Here is an 11,868-nt window from a genome sequence, read left to right on the forward strand (position 1 = left end):
CTGCCAAGCTGCATCCTCTTATTTTTTGCTGCCCGGGGCAGCGTTTCATTATTCTACACTAAGCTGTCCTGTATCCATATTCGCTAATACCAGCTTGCCTTCCAGCGGCGAGCCGTCTTCGGCTGCAAGCTTCAGCTTGCCGGTCTTCCCCTTCTCAATCAGCGCCTTAACCTGGGTGTCCGTCAGCGTCCGGCCGTGGGTTTCCTTCCAGATGACAAACTTGCAGCCCTCTTTGTAATGGGAGCAGCCGTAGCCCTTGCGGCCCATAAAGATGGTGCCGCCGCAGCCCGGACGGGGGCAGCTGCCGATAATCCTCGGCCCGCTGTCCTCTGCCGGCTTCGCCGTTCTTGCTCCGGCTGGCTTGGCGCCAGCCCCACCGTCTCCCGCACCGCTGCGTTTGCGGGTACCGGCGGGCGGCTTGTCCGCGCCGTCCTTTGAAGCGGCACCGCTGCTCCGGCCTCTGGAGCCGGCCCGGATTGAAGGCGTCTCGCCTTCAAAGGAGGTTTTGGCCGCACGGGACTGGACCTTCACCTTGTCGACGATCATGGCTGCGAAGCGCTTCACATTCTCCATGAACTGCCCGTCTGCCGCCGTGCCTCTGGCGATTTCATTAAGCCGCCGTTCCCATTGTCCGGTCATCTCCGGTGAGGTCAGCAGCTCGATGCCCGCTCCGCGGATCAGTTCGATCGCCGTCCGCCCCTTCTGGGTGATGGCAATCTTTTTACCCTGCATTTCGACGTAGCCGACATTTTTCAGCCGCTCTATTGTGGCCGCCCGGGTTGCCGGAGTTCCGAGTCCGGAATCCTTCATGGCATCGCGCAGCTCCTCATCCTCAATCTGCTTGCCCGCGCTTTCCATCGCTTTGAGCAGGGTGCCTTCGGTGTAGTGCTTGGGCGGCTGCGTATCCTTCTCTTTAACCACCGCATCGCTGCACAGCACTTCATCCGCAGGGGAGATAGAGAACGGCTCATTCACCTCGATCTCCTCTTCCTCCTCCTCATCCTTGCCTTTTCCTTTGGACGGCTTCGCCTTATCCTTCTTCTGGTCGGCATAGATCACCTTCCAGCCCAGACTCAGCAGCTCCTTGACCGTAGTCTTGAAGCTCTCGCCCTCCACCTCTGTAAAGACAGTGTGTACCTTATACTCGGCGGCCGGATAGAACTGCGACAAGAAACGGCGCACAATCAGATCATATAATTTCGCCTCATCTGCGCTCAGCCCCGAAGCCTTGCGGTTGGTCGGAAGGATCGCATGGTGGTCTTCCACCTTGGACGGATTGCAGACAAATTTATTGCCTTTATGGACCAGGCTGCGGTTGGCGCCTTTAACCAGTTCGTCGTAGGAGGTGCCCTGCAGCGCATTCAGCGTCTTGTGCATCTCCGGAATGTTCTGCTCGGTAACATAGTTGGAATTCGTCCGGGGGTACGAAATGACCTTGTGCTTTTCGTAGAGCGCCTGGGCGATATCCAGCGTTTTTTTGGCGGAAAATGCGTATTTCCCATTCGCTTCACGCTGCAGCAGCGTCAGGTCATACAGCTTGTTGGGATATTCTTTCGTATCCTTGACCTCATAGGAAGCAATCCTTCCGGGTTTGCCTTTGACCTTGGCTGCGAGCGCATCGGCCTTCTCCTTGTCAGTCAGGCGGTCCCCTTGCCACATGCCTTTATAGACAACCTCATTCTGTGCAAAATGGCCCTCGACCTCAAAAAATTTCAGCGACGAAAACGCCTCAATCGTCTTTTGCCGGTCGTAGATCAGCGCCAGCACGGGCGTCTGCACGCGGCCCACGGACAGCAGCACATTATGCTTCGTAGTAAAAGCGCGTGAGCCGTTCATCCCGATCAGCCAATCAGCCTCACTGCGCGCTCTGGCCGCTTTGGTCAGATTCTCATACTCCGAGCCGTCCTTCAGCTCCTGGAAGCCTTTGCGGATGGTCTCCGGCGTAAGGTCCGATATCCACAGCCGTTTTACCGGCTGGCTGAGCTTTAAATGCCGCTGAATCAGCGAGAAAATATGCTGCCCCTCCCGCCCGGCGTCACAGGAGTTGACCAGCAGGTTGCTGCGTTTGGCCAGCTCACCGATCACCTTCAGCTGATCAATCGTGCGCGCATTCGGCACCAGCTTGAACTGGTCGGGTATAATCGGCAGGTCGTTAATGTTCCACTTTTTATATTTGCCATCATAAGCTTCCGGCTCGGCAAGCCCAATCAGATGTCCGATCGCCCAGGTGATGATGTACTGCTCCCCTTCTAAATAGGAACGGTAGTTTTTGGCTTTCGGTTCTATTGCGGCGGCGATATTCCGCCCCATGTCCGGTTTCTCCGCAATAATGAGTGTTTTCAAAAATATCGCTCCTTACCTATCGTTGTTCCAAAACACGTCCAGTTTTTTATTATACCATTTTGCAAAAATAATTACCTGCTATTAATAGAAGTGACTCAGCAAAAAAGTATGATCATCTCTTTTTAACCTGTATGCAGTGATAAAAAAATGGAGTTGCCGCCAGCGTTACACCGGTAGCACTCCAAATTTTCTGATGAAATATATCAAGCTCTGCTCCGCATTTCTTCCGCCTCATCAAATTCTTCACGCAGCATTCCAAGCATAAGATCATCATAATACTGGCCGTTCATATAAATGCTTCTGCGGCGCAGGCCTTCCTCCTTGAAGCCCAGCTTCAGGTGAAGCGCTCTGCTTGCAGCATTGACGGATACACAGCCGCTGTTGCATTTCTGCAGCCTCAGCTCATGAAACGCATACCGCAGAACAATCCGCGCCGCGTCCAGCCCGTAACCGTTCTGCCGATACTGCCTGTTAATACAGAAGGACATACCGAACGTACCGTTCTTATAATCCGGCGCACTCAGATTTACTAAGCCCACCAAGACATTATCAAACGTCTCAACAGCAAACATCCAGCGGAGTTCGCTTTTGAAGTTATCATATTCCTCCGACATTGCCAGTTCATTCGCCTCATTCTTGGGCAGCTCAACACTCCACTCCATCAGCCGGACAACTTCACTGTCCTCCTGCTCTCTGCGCCACACTTCCCAGTCACTTCTCCTTGTTGCTCTGAGTCTGACCAGCGTGCCCTGCCAGAAATAATTCCCCGGTACGTTCATACAAATCCGCTCCCTTCACCTGAATTCTACCATTAAGGGTAGGGTGCCGGAATGTAGACAATTCTTATAATCATCTTCTACTTGGAGGATGAATACAAAATGTTGACCGGGACGCTTATCTCATTCCCCCCGCAATTCTGGAGACGACCTCTGCGTTTGAGATAATTTCCTTCGTACCGCTCTTCCGGTCCCAGTATTCAACCTTGCCTTCGCCGGCTGACTTGCCGACTACCAGCACAACCGGGATGCCGATCAGTCCGGCGTCCTTGAACTTCACCCCTGGCCGTTCATCCCTGTCATCGAGCAGTGTCCCAATACCAGCCCTGGCAAGCTCATTGTATAGCGCTTCAACCACTACAGCCTGCTCCTGATCCTTGGCAGACAGCTGTAATATATGCACCTGGTAAGGCGCAAGCTCCTCCGGCCAGAGCAAGCCTTCATCATCATGGCTTTGTTCGGCAACCGCTGCCAGCAGCCTGGAAAGGCCGATGCCGTAACAGCCCATAATCATCGGTTTGTTTCTGCCTGAGGCATCCAGATAGACTGCTCCGAGCTTCTCACTGTACCTTGTACCCAGCTTAAAGATGTGGCCGATCTCGATTCCTTTATGAAAATGGTACACACCCTTTTCGCATTTCGGGCAAGTCTCCCCCTCGGCAGCGTTTCTGATATCAGCCACATGCTCAAGTGAAAAGTCACGTCCAGGCACTACATTCCGCAGATGGTAATCTCTTTCTCCTGCACCTGCAATCCCGGTTTCCATCGCTGCCACGGCTTTGTCAATGATCAGCGGCAGCTTCAGGCCGACCGGTCCGACATATCCGCTCTCTACACCGGCAGCCGTCCTCACGGCTTCATTATCTGCGAGAGATACTGCGGTAACGCCCGCAGCAGCCGCAAGCTTGAGCTCATTTACCTCATGGTCCCCGCGGACCAGTACGGCAAAAAGGGTACCGTCACCGCTGTAGATCAGCGTTTTGATGATGCTGTGCGTCGCAAGCTGCAGCTGCTCCTCCAGTTGGTCGATGGTCCGCAGGCCTGGCGTATGAAACCTTTCTGCTTCCGGCTGAGCGGCTTCCTGCTCATTCGTGGCGATCCACGTTCCGCCTGCTTCGGCCTCCTCCAGATTAGCAGCATAATCGCAGCTTGTGCATACAGCGAGTGTATCTTCACCAATATCTGCGAGCGCCATAAACTCATGGTTTCCGCCCTCTCCGCCCATAGCACCGGCATTTGCCTGAACTGCTTTGAAATTCAGCCCGCAGCGGGTAAATATCCGTTCATAGGCCTTGAACATTCGATTGTATGCAATATCCAGTCCTTCCCGGTCCGTGTCAAAAGAATAGGCATCCTTCATCTGGAACTCCCTGCCCCGCAGCAGACCGGAGCGCGGGCGGCGTTCATCGCGGAATTTGGTCTGAACCTGATACAGTGTAACCGGCAGCTTGCGGTAGGAGCTGATCTCGCCCCGGACCAGGGCTGTAATTGCTTCTTCGTGAGTCGGGCCGAGCACAAACTGGCGTTCGTGGCGGTCCATAAGAGTCATCAGGTCCTTGCCGTACGGCTCGAATCGTCCCGACTCCTTCCACAGCTCAGCCGGCAGCAAAGATGGCAGCAGCACCTCCTGGGCACCGGCGGCATCCATTTCCTCCCGGACAATATGCTCAATATTGCGCAGTACCCTGCGGCCCAGCGGCAGGTAGCTGTATATTCCTGCTGCGAGCATCCGGATATAGCCGGCACGTAACAGTAGCTGGTGGCTTGCCGTTTCCGCATCCGCAGGCGCATCGCGTAGAGTTGTCAGTAAAAGCTGGCTTTGGCGCATTTAAATCATCTCCTCAGGTTGTTTGAAACGCAAAAAAGACGCATCCGTCAGGGACGAATGCGTCGTGTTACCACCCTATTTCAACCGCCTGGCTATGCCTGGCAGTCCTCTAACCGGATAACGGCCGGGGCCGGCAGCAAATAGAGGCTTACCTCCATTGCTGCAGCTTTCAAGGCAGGGTGCGCTCCTCTCGCGGCTCGGAGGACCTTTCAGCCGGTGAATCCTCTCTCTGTTCTGACGATATTTGGGACGCAGATCCTTGGTCAACGCTGCTTCGTTATTGAATTGTTATTTAATGTATCCGAAATTACAGAATGCGTCAAGCCTGTCATGAAATTGCCATGTTTGAGCCGGTTATGGCTTTGCTTTATGTATGCGTTTACACTATTTCCGCCCGTTTGTAAATTAAATGTTTCAGATTAACGAGCTTACATATGAATTTTTTTTGAAAATCAGCCGAAATAGATGGATAGAGCATTTCAAGAGGAAACGCCTGTCAATGCCTCTGTGCAAATGTATTCAAGGGGGAGTCATCGCTATGTTCACAAAAATCAAAAGTGCCGCTTATCATCTTACATCCCGTTCGCTGCAGAGGAAAATGCTTCTGATTTTTACCGTCATGCTGGTAATTCCGGTAGTGCTGGTAAGCTACTTTTCCTACACCAGCTCCAGCAAACAGCTGGAACTCACAATGCAGGAATCCATTCACACAAGCGTAGACCTGCTGGCAACGAATATTAATGAATCGGTTACTGCAGCCAAACAGAATGTATCACAGCTCAGCCAGCAGCTGACCTCTGCCGATATCGACAACAAAAGTGCGGCTACACGTACACTGATTGAACTGTTTATAAAAGAGCACCCCGAGCTTGAACTTTTTGTTGCCGGCAATCAGAATGGTGCCTGGATGAAAGCCCCCGATCCCGGCCCGCAGGATTATGATCCGCGTACCCGTGACTGGTATACTGCCGCACTGGGCAATCCCGGTGAGGTTACCCTTACAGATCCGGCAGTTTCTATGACCACCGGCAACTACACACTGTTCATATCTGAAACCCTTAAGGACGGCAAAGGCGCTATTGCCACCACTTTTAATCTTAAAGCAATGAGTGACAGGATCAACAAGAATAAGCTCGGTCAAGAAGGCTACTACTATGTTGTTGACCGGAATAACAAGTTCGTGTCCCATCCGGTGAAAAAGGCCGGAGAAGATATTGCCCCTTATGTCGCTGAACTGCTGGTTGGAGACAAAGGCAATCTGGCCTACACCAATCCTGATACCGGACTGGACATGAGCGGCTATTATACGACAGATCCAGCAACAGGCTTTACTGTCGTGGGTGTAATCAAAACCAAGGAATTTTCAGACGCTTCACTACCTGTATTGTATAACGGCCTAATCGTGCTGGGCTGTGCGCTGGTGATCGCACTCATTCTGATGTACTTCATCGTAAGAGCTATCTCACGGCCAATTACCCGGCTTAACCAGTCTGCACGCCGTGTAAGCGAAGGGCATCTGAACGAACAGATTACAATTGACCGTGCCGACGAGATCGGTGAGCTGGCCAAAAACTATAATCTCATGGTGGAATCACTGCGGAATATCGTGACTGACATCTCCGAGACCTCGGGCCTGCTGGCAGCCTCCAGCGAGCAGCTTACCGCTACTACCGAAGAAAATGCCAAAGCTACGGCCTATGTGGCCGAGATGGTCCAGGATTCGTCAACCGGAGCCGAGACCCAGACCGCCGCCATGGCCGAGACGTCCCGGGCAATGGAGGAAATGTCCGCCGGCATTACAAAAATTGCTGAAGCCGCTTCTTCCATTGTCAGCTCATCGGCAGACACCGAAGCTGATGTGCATAGCGGCAGCGAGAAAATCAGCCAGGTTAGCCGGCAGATGGATGCAATCCGCGAGTCAACTCACCTGTCCTCTGAGCTGATCGGCCAACTAAATGGCCTGAACTCCCAGGTGTCAGCGATGAGCAGTGCGATCTCCAATATTGCTGTACAGACCAATCTGCTGTCGCTGAACGCCGGAATTGAGGCCGCCCGCGCCGGTGAGCATGGCCGTGGCTTCGCTGTAGTTGCCACTGAAGTACGCAAGCTGGCAGACCAGTCCAAGACGACTGCCGGTAATATCCAGGAGACGATTGAGCAGATGACCATCCTTATTGACCAGACCTATGAGACGATCCATAACCGGGTATCGGCTGATGTGGAGCTGGGGATTCAAGTGACAGATGAGGCCAAAGCGGCGTTCGCCAATATTGAACAGTCCACCGCCAGAATCAACGGCCAGATCCATGATATTTCCGCCGTTACCGAGCAAATGTCTGCCGGAGCAGAGCAGGTCGCAGCCTCCGTTGTTGAAATTTCCAATATCGCACGGTCCACCTCTGATGCCTTCCAGAGCGTAACAGCAGCGACCCAGGAGCAGCTTGCCTCCATGGACGAAATTACCGCTTCCTCCGGTGAGCTGTCTAAGATGGCCTCGGACCTGCAGGTGAAGATCGAGCGCTTTAAGCTGGAGGATTAGAGAACGCCTAAAGAGATGCCGTACTAACACACGGCATCTCTTGTTGTATATAACAAGAGCCGCCCTTCCGGCAATTGCTGGAGGGGCGGCTCTTTGTACTTTTACAGGCTATAACTTAGACGAGAACAGTAGATCCCATCAGATATTTGTCAACTTCACGTGCGGCTGCGCGGCCTTCATTAATCGCCCATACCACCAGACTTTGCCCGCGGCGCATGTCACCTGCAGCAAAAACTTTATCCACATTGGTGTTGAACTTGCCATAACGGGCCTTCACATTGCTGCGGCGGTCCGTTTCCAGGTTCAGCTCCTGAATGATATCCTGCTCCGGTCCGTCGAAGCCGATCGCAATCAGCGCTAGCTGAGCCGGATAGACAGCTTCTGTACCCGGTACAGGCTGGTAGATCTTGCGGCCTGTCTCATCCACCATACGGCGGATTTGCACGGTGTGCACCTCTTTCAGGTTGCCCTCATCATCACCAACAAACTTGGTGGTCATGATGGAGAATTCACGCGGATCGTCGCCGAAGATGGCTTTGGCTTCCTGCTGTGCATAGTCGAGTGTATATACGTTCGGGAACTGCGGCCACGGATTGGCAATCGGATCACGTTCAAGCGGTGCTTTATCATGCGTGCCGAATTGGGTAATGCTCTTGCAGCCATGACGCAGAGAGGTTGCTACACAGTCGGAACCGGTATCCCCGCCGCCCAGTACGACTACATCTTTACCGGCGGCCGATACGAAGTTGCCGTCTTCCAGATTGGAGTTCAGGTAGCTCTTGATCGTGCCGGTCAGGTAATCCATTGCATACATGACACCGTTCAGCTCACTGCCTTCGACATTGAACTGGCGTGCTTTGGTTGCCCCCCCGCACAGTACGACCGCATCATAGTCATCGACGAGCTGCTGGGTCGGAATATCCTTGCCGATCTCGGTGTTCACAACAAAAGTGATGCCTTCAGCGGCCAGCAGATCCACCCGGCGCTGAACGACGCGTTTATCCAGCTTCATTGTAGGTATGCCATATGTCAACAAACCGCCGACGCGGTCACTGCGTTCATATACTGTCACAGTATGTCCTGCTTTGTTCAGCTGGGCTGCTGCAGCAAGTCCGGCCGGTCCGGAGCCGACGATAGCTACTCTCTTGCCGGTACGCTTCTCGGGCGGACTAGGAACAACCCAGCCTTCCTCAAAGCCTTTATCCACGATGGCAAGCTCGATGGTCTTGATCGTAACCGGCTGGCCGATCAGACCGACGGTACAGGAGCCTTCGCAAGGCGCAGGACAGATGCTGCCTGTAAATTCAGGGAAATTATTCGTCTTGTGCAGACGCTCCAGCGCTTCCTTCCACAGGCCGCGGTAGACCAGATTGTTCCATTCAGGAATCAGGTTGTGAACCGGGCACCCAGATGTGCCTCCGGTCATATCAATGCCGGTATGGCAATAGGGGGTTCCGCAGTCCATGCAGCGCGCGCCCTGCGTGCGGAGCTCGTCCTCGGTAAGGTGATGATGGAATTCTTCCCAGTCTTTAACGCGCTGCTCAGGATCCCGGTCACCTGGGAGCTGGCGCTTATACTCCATAAATCCAGTAGGTGTAGACATATTTACGTTTCCCCCATCCGTTCTCTTCGTGTTGATGTATAGTACATTGTAGCATACTGCGGCAGATTCGTGTCGATTCAGCGCAATGAAGTACCTGCACATTCTATACTATTTTTAAGTTTAGCAATTGTAATTTTAACTATAGTAGCATTCTATACTTTCGCACTGTAATGGATTAATCTGCTGATTATTTGTACTATTTCACATGTTGTGTCAGAGAAAACGCTTTTTCCTTAAACCGTACGTTCATAAACGTAAAAACGGTAATCATACGGGTTCTGCTCATTGCGGATCCCCTGAACACTGGAGACCTCTTTCCATTCTTCCCAAGGGACATCCGGAAACTTCGTTTCGCCTTCAAAATCCTCATGAATCCGGGTCACAAGCAGCTTGTCGGCGTACGGCAGCATCATCCCGTAGATTTCAGCTCCGCCGATAATCATTAGCTCATCGTCCTTACGTCCTTCAGCCAGCGCTTCCTCCAGCGTATGGATGACCTGTGCGCCCTCCGCCTGAAATCCGGTATCTCTCGTAATAACGATGCTTGTTCTGCCCTTAAGCGGCTTCCCGCCTAGCGATTCCCAGGTTTTGCGGCCCATAAGCATTCTTTTGCCCAGCGTCTGTTCTTTAAAATAGGCAAAATCCAGCGGCAAATGCCACGGCATATCATTATCCTTACCGATTACACCGTTCTCCGCCATCGCCCAAATCATGCTGATACTCATATCTATGCCCTCCTTCTCCAAGAATCATCATGTCCCGGAAAGATTAAATGGCAACCGGCGCTTTGATCCCCGGGTGATAGACATACCCTTCAAACTCGAAATCTTCAAATCTATAGTCAAAAATGCTATCCGGCTTTCTGAGGATATTCAGCTTCGGCAGCGGATGCGGCTCTCTGGACAGCTGGGTGGCAACCTGCTCCAGATGATTTGTATAAATGTGCACATCGCCTCCGGACCAAATGAAGTCCCCCACCTCGTAACCTGTCTGCTGGGCGACCATATGGGTGAGCAGGGCATAGCTTGCAATGTTAAAAGGCAGGCCGAGGAACGTATCCACAGAACGCATGGTCAGCATACAGCTCAGCTTGCCGTCAGCTACATAAAACTGAAACACAAAGTGGCACGGAGGTAGCTTCATCTGCTCAATCTCTCCTACATTCCACGCGCTTACAATATGACGGCGGGAATCCGGATTGTTCCTGATGGAATCAATGACCGCAGCGATCTGGTCAATATGCCGGCCGTCACTGCTCTCCCAGGCACGCCACTGCGAGCCGTATACCGGGCCCAGTTCACCATTCTCATCAGCCCATTCATCCCAGATCGACACACCGTTTTCTTTAAGATAAGAGATATTGGTATCTCCCTTCAAAAACCACAGGAGCTCATGAACAACCGATTTCAGATGAATGCGCTTGGTCGTAACCAGCGGAAAGCCTTGGGACAGATCGAAGCGGAGCTGACGCCCGAACACGGAAATGGTGCCTGTTCCGGTGCGGTCGCTTTTGGGCGTGCCGTGATCCAGTACATCTTGAAGTAAATCTAAGTAGTTGCGCAAAGTTTAAACTCCTCTCCCCTTTTTTTCTTATCCCAGTTTACCATGACCTGACCACCCTTGTAACTTAATTAAGCGCAGAAAATGCAATTTCCTGTCGTTCACCATCCCTGCTGCCCACAGTGATTTCCTTTGCACGAAAATAGTGGGAGGACCGGCTGTACTAAGGTTTACTCCGTGATCCTGATTGCACCTGGTTCTCCTGCTATTCCCACATCCTCAGCTCCACAGTATTTGCAGTTGCTATCAGCTTGGCCCGGCCTCCAACCGGGAAAGTAATCAGCGGCGAGGTATGGCCGAAGTTCACGTCAGCCACGACTGGAAGATGCAGCAGTTCCTTCTTGCTGCGGATGATGGTTTCCAGCATATCCCTTGTTATCCTTGATGCCCGCTGAAATCTGCCGATTACAAGACCTTTCACCTGCTCAAAATCCGGCTGATGAATCAGTGACTGGAGATCACGGTCAAAGACTTCCGGCCCCGATTCAAAATCATCCTCCAGAAACAGAATAGCATCCTTCAGGCTTGGCATGTACTCCGTACCCTGCAGCAGGTTCAGTGTGCACAGATTACCGCCGATTATTGTGCCTTCTGCTGATCCGGAACCGATTGTATAAGGCCCTTCATTAGCTTCAAAGCTTCGATTCTCCTGATCAAGAAACCACGCATCATCACTCCACTCCGCCGAGGGCTGTACCAGGACCGGTTCATCCTCCATCATCATCCGGATAAAATGCCGGACCGTATATTCATTGCCAAGCCGCATGGACAAGGTGGAGAAATGAGGGCCTGAGTATGTAATCAGTCCAGTCTTCCGGTAAATTGCACTGCTGAGCGCCGTTATATCGGAGTACCCGCAAAGACGTTTGGGGTTGTCAGCAATCAGCCTGTAATCGAGCTCACGCAGCAGTTGGTTGCAGTTATGGCCTCCCAGTGTAGTCAGAATACCTTTGACATCAGGATCGCGGAAAGCCTCATGAATATCCTCCACCCTGGAGCGGACAGAAGACGAGGAGAACCGGTCCATTTCATAAGCATGTGCTGCAAAAGAAACCTTGAAGCCGTAGCTCTCCAGCAGCCTTGTAGAAGCCTCTATCTGCTCAGGTGCGATAATGCCGAGACTGTTTGACGGCGAGATGATCCGGATTCCGTCGCCGGCCTGCAGTTTAGGTGCTTTCATGGGATGACTCCCTTTCATTGCTTCCTGCATTTTCTAGCC

Annotated in this window: 8 protein-coding genes; 1 reads left to right on the plus strand and 7 read right to left on the minus strand. The window is 52.5% G+C overall.

Annotation, left to right across the window (positions count from 1 at the left end; translation table 11 throughout):
- Nucleotides 1-48: 48 nt before the first annotated feature.
- From BLR64_RS03065 to BLR64_RS03075, 3 genes are all read right to left on the minus strand, one after another.
- Nucleotides 49-2,343, minus strand: coding sequence for a type IA DNA topoisomerase (locus BLR64_RS03065; RefSeq protein ID WP_090712077.1), 2,295 nt, complete (start codon nt 2,341-2,343; stop codon nt 49-51).
- A 203-nt stretch (nt 2,344-2,546) separates the two neighbouring features.
- Nucleotides 2,547-3,122: a GNAT family N-acetyltransferase gene (locus BLR64_RS03070; protein WP_090712080.1), complete on the minus strand. Its 576-nt coding sequence runs from the start codon at nt 3,120-3,122 to the stop codon at nt 2,547-2,549.
- A gap of 115 nt (nt 3,123-3,237) precedes the next feature.
- Entirely contained in the window at nt 3,238-4,947 is a 1,710-nt protein-coding gene (locus BLR64_RS03075) for a proline--tRNA ligase (RefSeq protein WP_090712082.1), read from the minus strand.
- A gap of 538 nt (nt 4,948-5,485) precedes the next feature.
- On the opposite strand from BLR64_RS03075, the gene BLR64_RS03080 reads away from it, so the two are divergent.
- The gene (locus tag BLR64_RS03080) at nt 5,486-7,486 is read left to right on the plus strand and encodes a methyl-accepting chemotaxis protein (RefSeq protein WP_090712084.1); all 2,001 of its coding nucleotides are present in this window, start codon (nt 5,486-5,488) and stop codon (nt 7,484-7,486) included.
- 115 nt (nt 7,487-7,601) lie between these two features.
- Here BLR64_RS03080 and BLR64_RS03085 read toward each other — a convergent pair whose 3' ends face one another.
- The 4 genes from BLR64_RS03085 to BLR64_RS03100 form a co-directional block, all read right to left on the minus strand.
- Complete coding sequence (locus BLR64_RS03085; RefSeq protein ID WP_090712086.1) at nt 7,602-9,089, minus strand: glutamate synthase subunit beta; 1,488 nt, start codon at nt 9,087-9,089, stop codon at nt 7,602-7,604.
- 233 nt (nt 9,090-9,322) lie between these two features.
- Entirely contained in the window at nt 9,323-9,814 is a 492-nt protein-coding gene (locus BLR64_RS03090) for a dihydrofolate reductase (protein ID WP_090712088.1), read from the minus strand.
- Between the two features lie 43 nt (nt 9,815-9,857).
- The gene (thyA, locus tag BLR64_RS03095; protein ID WP_090712090.1) at nt 9,858-10,652 is read right to left on the minus strand and encodes a thymidylate synthase; all 795 of its coding nucleotides are present in this window, start codon (nt 10,650-10,652) and stop codon (nt 9,858-9,860) included.
- Between the two features lie 202 nt (nt 10,653-10,854).
- Entirely contained in the window at nt 10,855-11,829 is a 975-nt protein-coding gene (locus BLR64_RS03100) for a S66 peptidase family protein (protein WP_090712242.1), read from the minus strand.
- Nucleotides 11,830-11,868: the final 39 nt, after the last annotated feature.

This window comes from Paenibacillus typhae (assembly GCF_900099765.1).
Taxonomy (GTDB): Bacteria; Bacillota; Bacilli; order Paenibacillales; family Paenibacillaceae; genus Paenibacillus_AQ; species Paenibacillus_AQ typhae.